Origin of the sequence: Rhodococcus sp. C3V (assembly GCF_029269915.1) — a bacterium.
GTDB lineage: Bacteria > Actinomycetota > Actinomycetes > Mycobacteriales > Mycobacteriaceae > Rhodococcus_F > Rhodococcus_F qingshengii.
Window position 1 is genome coordinate 192,191 of record NZ_JARJBE010000007.1, and the last position, 15,282, is coordinate 207,472.

At 62.1% G+C, this 15,282-nt stretch carries 16 protein-coding genes; 1 reads left to right on the top strand and 15 read right to left on the bottom strand.

What is annotated here, in order from left to right:
• The first annotated feature begins 2 nt into the window (after window positions 1-2).
• Complete coding sequence (locus P3G66_RS19435) at window positions 3-1,526, top strand: AMP-binding protein (protein ID WP_054827402.1); 1,524 nt, start codon at window positions 3-5, stop codon at window positions 1,524-1,526.
• 11 nt (window positions 1,527-1,537) lie between these two features.
• Here the strand turns inward: P3G66_RS19435 and P3G66_RS19440 are convergent, their stop codons facing one another.
• The 15 genes from P3G66_RS19440 to P3G66_RS19510 form a co-directional block, all read right to left on the bottom strand.
• Window positions 1,538-2,440: an IclR family transcriptional regulator gene (locus tag P3G66_RS19440; RefSeq protein ID WP_007731601.1), complete on the bottom strand. Its 903-nt coding sequence runs from the start codon at window positions 2,438-2,440 to the stop codon at window positions 1,538-1,540.
• A 167-nt stretch (window positions 2,441-2,607) separates the two neighbouring features.
• Entirely contained in the window at window positions 2,608-3,432 is an 825-nt protein-coding gene (locus P3G66_RS19445; protein ID WP_007731603.1) for an alpha/beta hydrolase, read from the bottom strand.
• Window positions 3,432-3,752, bottom strand: coding sequence for a ferredoxin family protein (locus P3G66_RS19450; protein WP_007731605.1), 321 nt, complete (start codon window positions 3,750-3,752; stop codon window positions 3,432-3,434). The genes P3G66_RS19445 and P3G66_RS19450 overlap by 1 nt, the downstream gene beginning before the upstream one ends.
• A 3-nt stretch (window positions 3,753-3,755) precedes the next feature.
• Window positions 3,756-4,766, bottom strand: coding sequence for an NAD(P)/FAD-dependent oxidoreductase (locus P3G66_RS19455; RefSeq protein ID WP_276117012.1), 1,011 nt, complete (start codon window positions 4,764-4,766; stop codon window positions 3,756-3,758).
• Window positions 4,767-4,916: 150 nt separating this feature from the next.
• Complete coding sequence (locus P3G66_RS19460; protein ID WP_054188628.1) at window positions 4,917-5,702, bottom strand: class II aldolase/adducin family protein; 786 nt, start codon at window positions 5,700-5,702, stop codon at window positions 4,917-4,919.
• A 13-nt stretch (window positions 5,703-5,715) separates the two neighbouring features.
• A complete protein-coding gene (locus P3G66_RS19465; RefSeq protein ID WP_019746502.1) occupies window positions 5,716-6,552 on the bottom strand; it encodes an ABC transporter permease in 837 nt (278 codons plus the stop codon).
• Window positions 6,549-7,412: an ABC transporter ATP-binding protein gene (locus P3G66_RS19470; RefSeq protein WP_007731623.1), complete on the bottom strand. Its 864-nt coding sequence runs from the start codon at window positions 7,410-7,412 to the stop codon at window positions 6,549-6,551. Before P3G66_RS19470 ends, P3G66_RS19465 begins: the two co-directional genes overlap by 4 nt.
• The gene (locus tag P3G66_RS19475) at window positions 7,409-8,392 is read right to left on the bottom strand and encodes an ABC transporter substrate-binding protein (protein ID WP_007731624.1); all 984 of its coding nucleotides are present in this window, start codon (window positions 8,390-8,392) and stop codon (window positions 7,409-7,411) included. Before P3G66_RS19475 ends, P3G66_RS19470 begins: the two co-directional genes overlap by 4 nt.
• Window positions 8,393-8,596: 204 nt before the next feature.
• Window positions 8,597-9,553 (bottom strand): NAD(P)-dependent oxidoreductase, encoded by a 957-nt coding sequence (locus P3G66_RS19480; protein WP_019746501.1) that lies wholly within the window; start codon window positions 9,551-9,553, stop codon window positions 8,597-8,599.
• A 109-nt stretch (window positions 9,554-9,662) separates the two neighbouring features.
• Window positions 9,663-10,535, bottom strand: a complete 873-nt coding sequence (locus tag P3G66_RS19485) for an alpha/beta hydrolase (RefSeq protein ID WP_276117013.1) — start codon at window positions 10,533-10,535, stop codon at window positions 9,663-9,665.
• 30 nt (window positions 10,536-10,565) lie between these two features.
• Window positions 10,566-11,522: a catechol 1,2-dioxygenase gene (locus P3G66_RS19490; protein ID WP_204855054.1), complete on the bottom strand. Its 957-nt coding sequence runs from the start codon at window positions 11,520-11,522 to the stop codon at window positions 10,566-10,568.
• Window positions 11,522-12,865, bottom strand: a complete 1,344-nt coding sequence (locus P3G66_RS19495) for a peptidase dimerization domain-containing protein (RefSeq protein ID WP_276117014.1) — start codon at window positions 12,863-12,865, stop codon at window positions 11,522-11,524. The genes P3G66_RS19490 and P3G66_RS19495 overlap by 1 nt, the downstream gene beginning before the upstream one ends.
• A 122-nt stretch (window positions 12,866-12,987) precedes the next feature.
• Window positions 12,988-14,277, bottom strand: coding sequence for an aromatic ring-hydroxylating dioxygenase subunit alpha (locus tag P3G66_RS19500; RefSeq protein WP_007731634.1), 1,290 nt, complete (start codon window positions 14,275-14,277; stop codon window positions 12,988-12,990).
• An 81-nt stretch (window positions 14,278-14,358) separates the two neighbouring features.
• Window positions 14,359-14,757, bottom strand: a complete 399-nt coding sequence (locus P3G66_RS19505) for a hypothetical protein (RefSeq protein WP_021332874.1) — start codon at window positions 14,755-14,757, stop codon at window positions 14,359-14,361.
• Window positions 14,754-15,239, bottom strand: coding sequence for a MaoC family dehydratase N-terminal domain-containing protein (locus tag P3G66_RS19510; protein WP_007731639.1), 486 nt, complete (start codon window positions 15,237-15,239; stop codon window positions 14,754-14,756). Before P3G66_RS19510 ends, P3G66_RS19505 begins: the two co-directional genes overlap by 4 nt.
• Window positions 15,240-15,282 lie beyond the last annotated feature (43 nt).

Consider the following 15,282-nt stretch of genomic DNA (forward strand, 5'->3'; position numbering starts at 1 on the left):
CCATGCCCCACGACGCACATGCCATTCCGCGCTCGCTTCCGGATTTGATCCGGAGGCGAGCTTTGGAGCGTCCGGAGCACCCGGCGCTCGTCGTCGACGGGATCACGGTCACCTACCGCGAATTGCGGGATCGTGCAGCGTCGTTGGGGGCGGATCTCCGTAATCACGGTGTCGGCCGTGGGGAGCGCGTGGCGGCACTGTCCGGCAACAGGATCGAACTGGCAGACCTTGTTCTCGGATGCGCGTGGATCGGTGCGGTTGTCGTCCCACTCAATACGGCCCTCCGAGCCGACAGTGTTGCCGGCGCACTCGAACAGGCTGGTGTACAACGGATCCTGGTTTCACCCGAATACTCAGGCGCTGTAGCCGGATTCGACGGCACCGTGTGGGTCATGGGTGAACAGTGCGTCCCCACTGCCGGTTCGCATCCGGGCTGTGAGCCCGAGACCCTCGATCCGCTCGACCTGGCCGCGATACTCTTCACCTCCGGCACCACCGGTCTGCCCCGAGGCGTTCGATGCCCGCACGCGCAGTTCCTGCAGTGGGGCAAAGGCGTCGGCGCCTCACTCGGGCTCACCGGGGACGATGTGCTGTACAACTGCCTGCCGCTGTTTCACACCAATGCTCTCAATGCCTTTGTTCAGTCCCTTTGGGCCGGGTCTACTTTTTTCCTGGGACAACGCTTTTCGGTCCGCAATCATTGGCGCGAAGTTCGCGAGATCGGCGCAACTGTCGACTACCTGCTGGGTGCGATGGTGGCCATGTTGATGAACGCGGACCCATCGCCGCAAGACCGACAGCACAGCGTCCACGTGGCACTTGCCCCCGCAACGCCGGCTCATCTGATCGAACCGTTTGCCCAGAGATTCGGTGTAGAACTCGTGGACGGATTCGGAAGTACCGAAACCAATCTCGTGATCGGCACACTTCCGGGAGATCGGCGGGCCGGGTACATGGGGCGGGTGATGAGTGGCTACGACGCCGCAGTCGTCAACGACGGTACTGCGGCCGCAGACGGGGAGCCCGGCGAACTGGTGGTCCGCAGCACGATCCCCGGCGCCTGTTCACTGGGCTATCTGGGCGAGGAGATTCCGGCGACGGAGAGTTGGATACAGACCGGTGACAGGGTGATTCGGGAAGCAGACGGCTGGTTCCGATTTGTCGATCGCATCAAAGACGTGATTCGGCGCCGCGGTGAAAATATTTCCGGGGCCGAAGTGGAAACCGTTCTGGCGTTGCATCCGTCGGTCGGTCAGGTTGCCGTCTTCCCGGTACCGTCGGATCTGGCCGAGGACGACGTCATGGCAACTGTAATACTGCGCCCCGGAGTATCTTTCGACCCCATTTCGATTCTGGAGTTCTCCCAGCAACAGCTGCCGTACTTTGCACTTCCCCGGTACATCGACGTCGTGGACACGTTGCCACTCACCGAAACCGGCAAGGTACAGAAAGCAGTGCTACGTGAGAGGGGCGTCGGCCCACACACCTGGGACTGCGAGAAGAGCGTGTTCCGCGCCCGGCGATAGACCGCGCCTCGCTACTTGCCGCAACCGTTGAACGAACACATCACCGGACTGCAGATCGTGCGCAGAGCCAGCGGGTCGCTCGGCGAATGTGTGCACTTCATGGCATGAAGTTTTCGGGTGATTCCGGCGCCGGCAGTGCGCAGGGCCCCGGTGATGCGGCTGACGTTGAGGCGAGCCGTCGGCGCTGTCACAGACAACGCGCCGGCCAGAGTGCGCGGGCCGCTGAACACCGGCACTGCGACGCTCATGTACCCGAGCCGTGTCTCCTCGACCTCCACCGCGAGTTGTTCCTTACGCATCCGCTCGGTTTGCTGGCGCAGCACGCTGACGGACATCGTCGTTCGACTGGTCAAGGCGGTGAAACCCTGCTCGACTACCTCGTCGAAGACCGATTGCGGGGAGAAGGCAAGGATGATCTTGCCGGTGGCGGTGCAGTACAGCGGGAGCCGACCGGCCACCCGCGACTGCTGATTGAGCCCGCGGTGTCCGATGATCTTCTCGATGTAGAGGACGTCGATGCCGTCACGAACCGCAAAGTGAACCGTCTCCTGCGTCGCCAGTAGTAGGTCCTCCATGTACGGCAGCGCCGCGTCGCGCAGAATCCGCTGACGCGGCACCAATTGGCCCAGCTCGAACAATCGCAGGCCGAGCCGGTACTTGGTACCCGCGCGCTCGAGCAATCCCCACTCGACCAGCTCGCCGGCCAACCGGTGAACCGTCGCTTTCGCGACCCCACTGCGCCGGGTGAGCTCCGTCAGAGACAGGTCACTGTGGTCGGTGTCGAAAGCGTCCAAGATCATTCGAGCCTTGCCCAGGACCGAGGACAGTTCACCTGCAGGCTGCGATGCAGCGGTCGTTTCCGACGCGATGGGTAGTACGGATCCGAACCCGACGGATTGTTGTGGAGCGGCCATGAGTGTCCTCCTGAACGATCTGTGACAGCCTGCCGAGACCGAGTGCCACAACGACCGAGATCGGTCGGGGTCCTCGTTAGGTGCAGGTGCTTCGAGACTGACACTATGGTGACGACACGATGAGACGCACGCCACACGGTCCGCTCAGTGAACCCGTCCCGCAGAGTTTACACGGGGCGCCTACCTGCGTAATTCTCCAGAAACATGCGGACGGCGGATGCAATCTGCGGAGCGTGCTCCTCGACGAGTGCGACGGTCCCCGATTCGACGATCTCCGTTTCCACCACTGCCGCACCCGTCAGGTGTGCACGCAACGGCGCAATGTTAGGCATCGAGAAGGGATCCTTCTGCGCGCCGATCAGCAAAACCGGCGCAGTCACCGAACCGACTCTCGCCTCCATGACGTAGCGGGCGCAGGCTTTGTGCCCCTCCGCCGGATCTACCCGGTAGGCAAGCGCGTCTCGGATGAACCTGTCGAGCAGTGCGGTGCCTGGTTCGGGGTAGTAGGGGCGACGCATCTCCCACAGCCTGGTGAGATGGCTACCGTCTGCGGCCCGGTCGACGCAGTCGATCCCACCGGGTCCCGAGTGCCCCTCGCGGTAGTTGCGGTCGGTCCACGGGCACGACGAGAGCACGGCAGCGTGCACCCTCTCGGGGCGTGATGCCGCCATCTCGAGCGCCACTGCCGCACCGGTGTGGTGACCGATGACCGTGACTCGATCGACGCCCAGGGTGTCGAGCAATTCCCACGCGCCTCGCGCATAGGTCTCGATGGTCTGCGGGCCGGGCACCGGAGCACTGTTGCCGTACCCCGGCATGTCCATCGCGACAACGCGGAAGTCGTCGGCAAGGAGTGGAATGAACTCGCGGAACTCGTCCCACGACCGGGGCGCCTGATGAAGCAGGAGAATCGCCTCACCCGAACCTTGCTGCGCGTAATGCAATTGCCCGAAAGACGAATCAACGTATCCGAGTTGCAGGCCGCCAGCCATCAGAACGCCGCAACCATCGGGGTATCGACGCCGACGATGTCGATCTTTGCCGAACCACCCGGATTTCCGACGGGCTCGCTACGGGTAGGCAAGACCTCGAGGAAGAAGCGCTTGTTGTCTTCCTTGAAATCCGGGTCTGCTTTCCGGTCGACGGTGATCGCCTCCACCGGGCAGGCCAATTCGCAAGCGCCGCAATCGATGCATTCGTTCGGGTTGATGTAGAGCTTGCGATCACCCTCGTAGATGCAATCCACGGGGCATTCTTCCATGCACGATCGGTCCGTGTAGTCGATGCATGCTTCACCGATGACAAATGCCATTGCCTAGCTCTCCTGTTCGGTGGAGTGTCCAGGGAAGATTTCTGCTTCCGGATCCAGCACTGCCGCAGCGTTGTTCACCGCAGTCGCGGCCTCGCCGAAACCGACGGCGATCAAGCGGACCTTGCCGGGATAGTCCGTGATGTCCCCGGCGGCATACACACGCGGAACATTCGTCTCCATCCGTGTGTTCACCGCGATGTGGCGATTGTCGATCTCGATTCCCCACTCCATCATCGGACCGAGGTCGGCCGTGAATCCCAATGCAGCGATGACGGATTGAGCGGGCAGCGTGGACGTGCTCTTGTCTTGTTTGTGGGTGATGTCGACCTCGCCGATCCACCCGTTTCCACGTACCGCCGAGACATCGGCGTTGACGAGAACCTGGACACTGCTTTCCTGCACCTTGGCGACTGTGGATTTGTGCGCGCGGAAACGATCTCGCCGGTGAACCAGGGTGACGGACTTGGCAATCGGTTCCAGGTGAACGGCCCAGTCGAACGCGCTGTCGCCGCCACCGACGATGACAACGTCTTTCCCGGTGTGCGCCGACAAATCCGGGACGAAGTAACTCAGCCCCCGATCCATGAACTCCGAACCCTTCGCCAACGGACGCGGGGTGAAGGTTCCGATGCCGCCGGTGATGACAACCGCGCCGGCCACCACGACCTGGCCCGTGCTGGTGGTGACCCGCACCCGGCCGTCGTCGTCATGCGACAGCTCACGAGCCTGCATGCCCAGAAGGTACACCGGATCGAACGGGGCAGCCTGCGCCATCAAACCCTCGATGAGGTTGCGTCCCTTGACCGAAGGCAATCCCGCGATGTCGAGGATCGCCTTCTCCGGGTACATCGCACTGACCTGTCCCCCCGGTTCCGCAAGGGCATCGATCACGGCAACCGAGAGGCCGCGGAAGCCTGCGTAGTACGCGCCGTACAGCCCGGCGGGGCCGGCACCAATGATCAGAATATCGACGCCGATCTCGTTGTCGGTCGCCGTGGAAGACGTTTTGTTCACACTCGATACGGTATTGCGCCGACGGACTCACGCAAATGAAACCGGTCCGCTCAACAGACCTCGGTAACAGTTGCGGGACAACACGAAAAGGGCCCGCCGACCTCTCGGTCGACGGGCCCAATGCTCGCAGGAATTCAGTGCGCGAAGAATTCAGTGCGCGAATACCTCGGGTTCGTCTGCTGCGATCTTCTGGATGATGGTCGAGTACGCAAACCACCCCACCTTCTCGGTGCCGACTGCTTCGTAGGTCTGCGCCGCGATCTTCTCGTGCAGGACAACCGGATCACCGGCGGCTCGCGCCGTCAACTCCGCCTGCATCGACCGCTCCATCGACACATACCACCACACTGCGCTCTCCACGGAAGTTCCGACGGTCAGATGACCGTGGTTGGTGAGGATCACGGCCTTGTTCGATCCGAGGGCATCCGCGATGCGAATCCCCTCCTCTTCGTCCAGCGCCACCCCGTGATACTCCTCGTAGATCGAGTGATCCTCGTGAAAGGCGCACGCGTCCTGAGTGATCGGCGTGAGGCGGGTGTGCAGCGAGGAGAACGCCTTACCGTTCAAACCGTGAGCGTGAACAGCTCCGATGACGTCGGGACGAGCCTCGTGAACCTTGCTGTGGATGACAAACGCTGCTCGGTTGAGCGGTCCGTCTCCGGAAATGACCGCGCCGTCCGACGCCACATGCAGCAATTCCTCCGGCTGAACCTGGGAGAAGTGCCGCCCGAACGGCGCAGTCCAGAAAGTCTCCGGATCTTCTGGGTCTCGGGCGGTGATATGTCCCGAGATTCCCTCGTCCAAACCGAATTTCGACAAAATCCGATACCCGCCGATGACAGCGGTCTTGCGACGACGCCGCTCACTCTCGATATCGGTGAACTCGGGCGGTCCCGGAATTCCGGCCTGCTCGGCAATGCTCAGCGGGTGATTCATGCTGCGCTCCTGACTATTTGACGCCGTAACGGGCGAGGTACCGCGAGGACAGAATGCGGAGAATCCGGTCGAAGATGAAGCCCATGATGCCCAGGACGATGATGCCGACGAACGTCCAGTCGATCCGGCCGTAGTTTCGAGCCTGCCAGATCATCGAACCGATACCCTGGTCGGCGGCGACGATCTCCGCCGACACGATGGTGAGGAAGCTGTTGCCCATCGCCAGGCGAGCGCCCGTGACGATGCCGGGGATCGACGACGGCAAGACCACCGTCTTCATGATCTGAAGTTTGTTGGCACCAAGATTTGCCGCTGCCTGCAGTTTGTTCTCGCTGATCGCTACAGTCGCGGCAATCGTGCTGACCGTGACGATGAATACCGAGGTGTAGAAGATCAGAACAACCTTCGACGTCTCACCGATGCCGAACCAGACGACGGCGAGAGTGACAAACGCAATAGGCGGAATGAACCGGAAGAACTCGATGTACGGATCGAGGAGCTGTCGCACGATGGAAATGCGGCCCATCAGAATTCCGACGGGAGCACCGATCACGACACCCAGGAACCAGCCGATGAGAATTCGCTGACCCGATGCGGTGATCGACGACCACAGAACGCCGCTCTCCCACAGTTCCTGTGCCGCCGACCATACTTCGGCCGGTGATGCAATGGTGGTCGGCCCGTACCACCACGCCAGGAACGACCAGATGCCCAAACCGATTGCCGCTGAGGCTGCATACATCAGCGTCGCTTTGACAATCTTGGATCGCCGCGCCGACGAACGCTTTTTTGTCTCCGCCACCTTCGCTGTTCTCACACCGGCTGAACCACCGGTCACTACAGCCGTCACAGCTCGTCCTCCTCAATGCCTTGGTTCCGCAGCGACGCAACCACTTCTGCCCGAATGTCGTCCCGCAGCTTCTCGTAGAGCTCGATCACCTCGGGATCGTTGCGGTCTCGCGGACGAGCCGCATTGACCTCGTAGACGCTCTTGATCCGGGCCCGCGGGCCGGCCGACATCACGATCACACGGTCAGCCAACGTCAGTGCCTCGTCGATATCGTGAGTCACGAATACCACGGTGCAGCGGGTGTGCCGCCAGATACGGTCGAGTTCGGTCTGCAGAACCTGACGAGTCTGAGCGTCCAACGCACCGAACGGCTCGTCCATGAGAACCAACGACGGCTGGTTGGCAAGAACTCGTGCGATCTGAACACGTTGCCGCATACCGCCGGACAGCTGCGAGGGGAACTTCGCACCCGCGTGGGGCAAGCCGACCATCGCGAGGTACTCGGCCGCGATACTCGCCTGCTCGCTGCGGTTCGCTCCACGCATCCTGGGGCCGTAGGCCACGTTCTGGCTCACGGTCATCCATTCGAACAACGCTTCGGAGCTCTGAAACACCATGCCGGCGTGGCGGTTACTGCCGGCGACGACATCTCCGTCGCACACGATCTCGCCGGCGCTGGGTTCCACGAAGCCGGCCATGGACGACAGCAGCGTCGACTTGCCGCAGCCACTCGGACCGAGCAGACAGACGAATTCACCTGGCTGCACGTGCATGTCGATTCCGGCGACGATCTCCGCCGCGCCGAAGCTGATTCCGAGGTCGACCACGTCGATGGCAACACCGGTGTTCTTCTTGCCGGGGCCGGCTGTCCCCGCGCTATTCGTCGAGCTGGTCGTTGAACCACTTGTTGCGATACTCACTGTGCACCATCCTTGTACCAATCCAGAAGCATTGCCGATTCGAGATCCGGCTGGTCGCTGAGAACACCGATCGACTTGTAGAAATCTACGATCGACTGAGCCGACTCGACATCCGCAGCTTCGAGATTCACCACGGCGAAGTCGATCTCGTCCACCGCGGCAATAGTCTGATCCTCGCTGACGTTCACAGCCGCCTTGGTCGCGGACGCTGCCACGCCCGGATCCGACTCGACCTTGCGCGTTGCCTCGTCGAGCACCTTCGCGACGGTTCGCGCTGTCTCTTCGTTGGCCGACAACCACGGAGCCGTCGTGATCGCCCAATGATGATAGAACCAGCCGTAGTCTCCGGTTACTGCCACCACGTGGCCGGTTCCCTGATCCAGGGCGGTGGCCGGCCACGGCTCCCACAGGACAAACCCGTCGATGTCGCCGCGACTGAGCAGTGCGGGCATGTCCGTCGGGGTCGCCGAGATCATCTCGACCGAACCGGGGGCAATGGAATTGGCAGCGAGGTACTTGTCCGTCGAAATCTGGCTGAGACCCGGGACGATGCCCATCTTCTTGATCGCAGCCGGTGAGTCGACACCGTTACGCAGCACGACCTTGATGTAGTCACCCGACGCCTCGTACGAGTACATCGCGCGCAACGACGGATTCTGACGCAACTGGGCGATCGTTGTCGTATCGGAGCTACCGGCGATCTGGACCTGCCCGGTCGAGAGTGCGTCGACGGCCTCGCCACCACGACCGAACTGGACGAGTTCGACGTCCAAACCGGCAGCGTCGAACATGCCTTCCTGATCCGCTACGAAGAACGGAGCGTAGGAAGCATCGATTCCGACTGCGATACGCAGTGGTCCACTTCCGGCAGAATCAGCTGTGCTTTGCGTCGCCGGGCGGCTGCATGCGCCGGTTGCAACGGTCAGCAGCAGCGCAGCCGAAACAAGAGCAGTCCTTCCAAACTTTGACAGCGAGGCCATCTACTCACACCTTTGTTTGTGATCTGTGCCGCAGTTGCGGGTCGTGGAGAGCAAACCTAGCTGTGTGTACCTACACCCGAGAACCAACCGGGTCCACCGTGCGGACCGGGGACAGGAACTTACCTCGGCGAAACACTGCACCTGGAGGAACGTGCGGACCGAAATACTTCGGTAACACGGCCCTCGATCACAATGTCCACCGAATCACAATGTCCACCGAATTGTCTGCGAGCGCAGCGCACTGGCGACATTCTGCGCCGTCATCGAATAGATCGACGCACGCGCTCCGGCGCTGCCGCCGGCGACGTGCGGGCTCAGGAGGGTCGAATCGAATCCACGGAGCGGGCTCGAAATCGGTAGTGGTTCAACGTCGAACACATCGAGGGCAGCGCCGCCGACATGCCTGGAACGCAAGGCACGCGCCAATGCCGCGTCGTCGACGACAGCGCCGCGCGCCACATTGACCACGATCGCTCCGGTGGGCAACTGCGCAACTCGATGGGAATTGATCAGTCCCCGAGTTGATTCCGTAAGCGGGACGGCCAGCACCAGGACATCCGCGAGAGGCAGTAACTCGTCGAGTGACACAAACGTCGCAGCCACAGTGTCACGCGGTCTCGAACGCGCGGTGACATAGACGTCGCAACCGAAGGCGGCAAACAATTCTGCACACCGGCGGCCGATCGAACCAACACCTACGACGCCGACCCGGCGCTGCGCCAGATCGCGGCAATCGCGCGTCAGGATGGATTCCTGTGGCCATCGACCATCGGTAACCTCGTTGTGCGCCCAGAACATGGAGCGGCACAACACACCTGCCGCGAGCACTGCCCACTCCGCAACCGAGTTCGCGTTTGCACCGGGAGTATTCGCCACCGGAACTCCGGCGGCGCGCCAGGCTTCGGCATCGATGAAATTGGTTCCGGCACCAGGCTGTTGGACGAGGAGCACATTCCGGCCGAGCTCTGCTTCCTCCTTGCCCAGTGGCAGATCACCACTCCAGTCCCCCACCACGACGTCGCATGTCGGCAACTCCGCACGGAGCGCCCCCGTGGTGCGCTCAGGTAATCGAACTACCTCCGCCTCACCCCTGACGGCGTCACGGATTGCGGTACCGAGTCCGTTGTCGGCGTCGGCCGTCAGCAGAAGTACTTTCTTCACGAGAACTCCTTCGCTGTAAGACGATGACTGTACCTTCGAAAACGCGGAAGCCGGCCTCCCAATCGAGAGACCGGCTCCATTACGCAGCAGCATATTTGGCAGGAACTTCTCAGATAGCTGCCTTCGCGCTGGCTGATGCCTTTGCCAAGAACTCGAGGCTCAGCGGGTTGTACTTCGCTGCCTGCTCGTGCTGCGGCCAGTGACCGCACTCCGAGTAGAGTTCGAGCTGAGCGCCCGGAATATCCTCGGCCATCTTCTTCGCTTCCGGAACATCACCGAACGGATTTTCCTGACCCCAGACCACAAGAGTCGGCGCCTTGATGAGTGCCATTCGATCCGGGCGCAGCAGGTTCCGCTGGCGAACCTCCATCTCCTGCAGGGAAAGGAGGTTGTGGATGTTGGCGACAAAGTCAGGCTGATGGTAGATCCGGTGACGAGCCTGAACCAATTCCTCGGTTGCATCGGCGGGATCATGCATGAGCAACTGCATACGTGCGCGGGTCAATTCGATGTCGTCACTCTGGACGGCCTTCGCGGTCGACGTCTTGATGCGCTCCATGACTACCGGGTTCGCGACTGTTCCGCCTGCTGCCAGCAACTGCAGCGACAGAACACGTTCGGGCTGCTCGCTGGCCAGGTAGGCAGCGACCCAACCACCGAGGCTTTCACCCACCAAGTGCACACGGTCCAGTCCGACCGCGTCGAGGTAGTTCACCAAATGCTCGACGTAGCACGGAATCTCGTACGGGTAGTCAGGCTTGCCGGTGTAACCATGGCCGAGCATGTCGATCGCGTGAACCCGGTAAGACTCGGCGTGCGGTGCAATATTGCGTGCAAATGCCTCGAGGTGTCCGCTGGTGCCGTGCAGGAAGATCACGGCCTCGTCACCGGATCCTGCCTGCAGAGAGCGCGTGGGCACACCGCCGGCGTCGACGGTCGTCAACTCGAAATCGAGCCCGGCAAGTTCGTTCCAGATTGTCATCAGAGAAACTTCCTTTACTGAAGGTGCAGATTATGTTGTTGCGCTGTCTGTTCCAGCTGGATCGAGAATCGTGACACCCATACCGGTGAGCCACTCGGGAATCGCTTCGTAGGCAAGGGGTTCACCCGGAACGTAGTCGAGCATCGCGGCCATCATGAGCCAGGTCCGCAACTCCTGCGCACCGTTGCCCGCCTCGTCTTCGATCTGCTGCGTCGTGAACTCGGCAAGCTCACTTGCCTTGCCGCTGGCAAACAGATCAAGAATTCGGTCATCGAACTCCGGAGTGATCGCGGCATCGGCTGCGCGGATGATCTGGCGTCGCCGGACGTCGTAGTCGGACCAGTTCTCCCGGCCGTCCAGCCAGGCTTGAACCATGAAATCCTCGTCCTCACCGTGCGGATCCCGCCAGTCCGGCCAGGGCAGACGATGAGACAATCCACCGGACGCGATCACCACGACCCGGGTATCCGCCGGATACGACGCAACGGCATCCCGCAGGGCCTTCGCCACCTCCTCACATCGCTTGAACGTCGGGAGGGGCGGCGCGAATACGTTGACCACCAACGGAACTATCGGAACATCGATTCCGTCGAGAAGGTACTGAATCGCGTGAGACTGACCATGATCGATCTGCAATCGCGCCGAGTAGGCAAGATCGAACCGGCCACCTTCGATCAGCTCGTTTGCAAGGTGCCTGGCGAACTCCACGTCGACCCGTTGCGGCCCCTTGGGTGTTCCTGACTCGCCACTGGAAATGCACTCTCCGACGCCGAGAGTGAACGCCGGAATCAGATCCAGCCAGAAACCGCGAAAGTGGTTGGAGCCGAAAATCAAGACAACATCGGGTTTCGACGCCGCGATCTTCTCCCGGCTCAGATACAGCGCGTCCCGGAAGCGTTCGGCCTCCGCCTTGTGCGTCGTCTCTTCCCAATGGGTGTTCATCAAGGTGCTGTGGGAGGCACCGATACCCAGAACTATCTTCGCCATCAGTCGATTCCTACTTCCTCGAGCGAGCGGGTGACGGTGTCGAGGGCCACTCGGATCAGATACTTCGTAAATCTCTCCGCCGCAGCCAGGTCCACAGTGTTCATCCCCATCGCGAAGTCCACCTCGAACGGTGCGTCGACCACCTTGGGCATACCCACCCGAATCGTCGGGATGCCGCGGCTGCGCAGGATGTTTGCGTCGGTGGCTCCACTCGCGTCGAAGAAGTCCTGATGCGGCTCTCCTTCGGCAGCTTCCCACGCGTGGACTGCGGCGCGGCGCAACCACATTCGAGGGTCGGAACCCTCACCGGGGATGGCAAGAACCTGTTCGACGTCGATCTGCAGATCCAGCGATTGTGCGATCTCCGCAACGACGGCTTTGAGTTCGCGCTTGGCCGCGGTGGGCGTCGTCCGCGGGCTGAGCCGTAGATCAACGGTAAGGCGCACCTGCTCGGGGGTGAACGACGCTGTTCGCTCCCACCCGCCGCGGATGTTGGCAACGATCCCCTGAGGCGCAACCAAACCGTCCTGATGCGCCGCCGAGTACTTCGGGAACCATTCCTCCAACTTGGCGACCACCTCGCCGGCTGCGGTAATCGCGTTGCGGTACGGCAACCGGTGGCGCGAGCCGACGTAGGTGTGCAGACCGTGCACCGTGATCTCGAACCAGGCCAGTCCCACTTCTTCCCAGGAGACCGTCCAGCCGGGCTTGGCGATCAACGCGCAGTCCGCCCACACTCCCTGTTCCAGGAGGAACGAGCAGCCGACGCCCTGGCCGGTGTTGCGTCGGGGGTTTCCGACACCGGGGCGGGCATTGGTCGGCATACCACCGGCGCCGAATCCGAGCACCAGGTCACCGCGGAGCGGAATACCGGCTGCGGCAATTGCTTCGGCCGCCGCGACAATGCAGACGGCGTGGCCTTTGGGGTTCGACGCACCCAATCCGATCACGTAGTTCTCGTCGAACTGGGCGTGCGTCGTCAGATCCGCTCGCAGCTCATTTCCCACCCACGGCAGGTCTTCCGCCGGATCGCCGGTCGTGACGGTGTCGATCGGCGCATACAGCAACAGGTCCGGTCCGGACCCGTCACCGCGGAGCCTTCCCCACGAGTTCGCTTGCCGATCATCGAGATCCATTGTGTGGGCCTCGATGCCCGACGCTGCCAGGACCGCCGTGATGTGGCGGGCCAGCGGTGCTTCGTCACCCGTCGGACTGGGAATGTTGACCACCGAAGTGGCGAGATCCCGCAATCGCGCACGATCGACATGGGCGTAGGCTCGCTCGACCCATTCCCGGCGCTCGTCGCCTAGGCCTGCGAGAGCATCGGCCCTCGCAGTGGTCATGGATTGACCTGATGTACCTGAGTATTGCTGCGCTCGCCGGCCAGCTGCCACAGCTTGGGAACTGCCACTGCAACAGCGGCACCGATAGCGACAGCCGTCAGAATCTTGAACATGTATCTCTCCTATTCGCTGGTGCCGGTGGGAATCTGAGCGTCGGCGACAGGGGCCGAGCGGGGCGTTGGCGTCCGGCGCTCTCGGGTGGGCCTGACCGGCGCCTTGGGGGTGTGCTTGGCCGCGTCGGCGATCTTCTCGGCGTACTCTTCCTCTGCCAGATTTCGCCACGTCGTCAGCGACACGTCCGGTCGGTACAGCTTCTCCGGCGGTGCGTCGGTGACCTCGACCATCCACGCATCCTGACCCGAGAACTGACCGTGGAACAGCCAGCGGATCGCGCCGAGGTACTTGGCGTAGAAGCCCAATTTTGCTGCGCCGGAGACGAAGTTGACCATGAGGCCGACGTACTTGTGGTTGTCTTCGTCCACCGGGACGTAGAACTCGTAGTGAATGAACTTGGGGTACGCGATGCGCAGGACACCCGGCATGGACAGTGAAGCAAAACCGGGGAAGTTCTGAGCTGCGATCACAGGATTGACGTCCAGACCGGCGCCGACGTTTCCGATCTGCGAAATCTGGGTCTCGTCCGGCTTCTTCTTCCACCACCGCTTGTTCGTCCAGGTTCCCACGCCCGGGAATTCCGCCTCCCAGTACACCTCTTCCTGCACGCGGTAGATCCAGCGTCCCTCCGGAACGATGCTCGTGATGTTCCACGTCGGCATCGGCTTGAACAGACGCCACAATGCGGTGCGGTGCAGGTACTTCGCATGTCCCTCGTCGAAACCGTTCTCACATGCGAAGCGCCAGTTGCCTTCTCGGGGCTGAATCCGACCACCGACGATACCCTTGTTCTCCACCAGCTCACGCGGCAACTGGTCGTCGATGGACGGCGCCGGCTCGTTGGCGATCGGGATGTACACCCACACCAGACCGAGTCGCTCCTCGATCGCATAGGTCTGGACGTTCAGCTTGCCGCAGATCTTGGAATCCGGACCGTCGGTGATGACCGCGGCCAGCTTGCCGTCAGTGAGCCGGTACGTCCAGCCGTGGTACGGGCAGCTGACAGTTCCCGGGAACTGCTGATCGCCCTCGGACAACGGAACGCCGCGGTGCGGGCACCGATCGTGCAGGGCATATGCCTTGCCTGCGTCGCGGATGATCGCCAGCTTTTCACCACAGATGGTGAAGCTCTTGGGGTCTTTGGTGATGTGGTTCGACCACGTGACCGGGTACCAGTAACCGCGGTATCCGCTGCCGGCTGCGTTGTAACCCGGCCATGCCGTCCAATCCTGCCGACCGGCCGCTCGTGGCCGCTCGGGCAGCGCGAACGTGGCTTCCGACGCCTCGACACCAGTCATGTGAAGTCCTCTCGACACTGAACGTTTGAATGAAACAGATCTTGGGTGAGATTGCGGTCTACGCCAATGGATTCGGTTCGCTCAGCAGACCCGGACCACCACAGCGGTTCCGACGGCACACAGCACGCCATTGTCCGAATGCTCCCGCAATGCCAAAGTTAGTTGGTCACTGTCGATTTGGGACACTTCACCCGACACCTCGAGTGTGGTTCCGACGGGCGCGGGCGCACGATTCTGCCAGGAGACGGACACAACTCCTTCGTATCCACCGGCAAAGTGTGACGCGGCACGAAAGAACAGCGTGCCCTGCAACTGGGCCATGACCACCGGTGCGGACAACCCCTCCGTCTGCGCATAGGAGGCGTCGTAGTGAATACGGTGCGAATTGTGCGTCGACGCCCCGAATCGAAGGATCCGAACCGGATCGCAGACCAAGGTCACCGATTCGATCGGCGTGCCCACGACTACTGTTTCGGTCATCGGACGATGAACTTCTCGACGACCTCGGCGAATGCGCCGGACTGCGCACCCCGGTAAGTCTTGGTGACCGAGAGCAGCAGAAACTCGTCCGGAGCCCGGCCCTTGGTCGTCACGGTATCGAGTACTCGCCCTACGACGACAGCCTCACCCAGCGGGGCCGGTCGCAAGAAAGTCACACTCTGCCCGCCGGCCATCAAGCGCACGTCGATACCGTCTGTGCCCGGCACTTCGTCACGGAACATGCCGTCTGCTCGATACTCTCGATCGGAGCCACCTTGCGGTCCTCGCAAAAGCGAAGGCAGATACATCGGATGGACGGCAAATGCCGGGTGCTCCGGGTCGAGAAACCGGGGGTCCGTCTCGGCGGTGGCAACCGCAAACGCAACCGACTCCGCCGGACGCACCGTTCCCAACTCTCGCGTTTCCCGCGTACCGATCATCGCCTCCGCGCGATCACGCGCGTGCTCGAGTTCTGTTCTCATGCCAGCACGCTAGGCATTCGGAAGTCTCACAGCCACGAACCGG

Excerpts from the sequence above, each read along its gene's own strand:
- P3G66_RS19435 (WP_054827402.1), top strand. The coding sequence starts at position 3 with ATGCCCCACGACGCACATGCCATTCCGCGCTCGCTTCCGGATTTGATC.
- P3G66_RS19440 (WP_007731601.1), bottom strand. The coding sequence starts at position 2,440 with ATGGCCGCTCCACAACAATCCGTCGGGTTCGGATCCGTACTACCCATC.
- P3G66_RS19445 (WP_007731603.1), bottom strand. The coding sequence starts at position 3,432 with ATGGCTGGCGGCCTGCAACTCGGATACGTTGATTCGTCTTTCGGGCAA.
- P3G66_RS19450 (WP_007731605.1), bottom strand. The coding sequence starts at position 3,752 with ATGGCATTTGTCATCGGTGAAGCATGCATCGACTACACGGACCGATCG.
- P3G66_RS19460 (WP_054188628.1), bottom strand. The coding sequence starts at position 5,702 with ATGAATCACCCGCTGAGCATTGCCGAGCAGGCCGGAATTCCGGGACCG.
- P3G66_RS19475 (WP_007731624.1), bottom strand. The coding sequence starts at position 8,392 with ATGGCCTCGCTGTCAAAGTTTGGAAGGACTGCTCTTGTTTCGGCTGCG.
- P3G66_RS19485 (WP_276117013.1), bottom strand. The coding sequence starts at position 10,535 with ATGACAATCTGGAACGAACTTGCCGGGCTCGATTTCGAGTTGACGACC.
- P3G66_RS19490 (WP_204855054.1), bottom strand. The coding sequence starts at position 11,522 with ATGGCGAAGATAGTTCTGGGTATCGGTGCCTCCCACAGCACCTTGATG.
- P3G66_RS19495 (WP_276117014.1), bottom strand. The coding sequence starts at position 12,865 with ATGACCACTGCGAGGGCCGATGCTCTCGCAGGCCTAGGCGACGAGCGC.
- P3G66_RS19500 (WP_007731634.1), bottom strand. The coding sequence starts at position 14,277 with ATGACTGGTGTCGAGGCGTCGGAAGCCACGTTCGCGCTGCCCGAGCGG.
- P3G66_RS19505 (WP_021332874.1), bottom strand. The coding sequence starts at position 14,757 with ATGACCGAAACAGTAGTCGTGGGCACGCCGATCGAATCGGTGACCTTG.
- P3G66_RS19510 (WP_007731639.1), bottom strand. The coding sequence starts at position 15,239 with ATGAGAACAGAACTCGAGCACGCGCGTGATCGCGCGGAGGCGATGATC.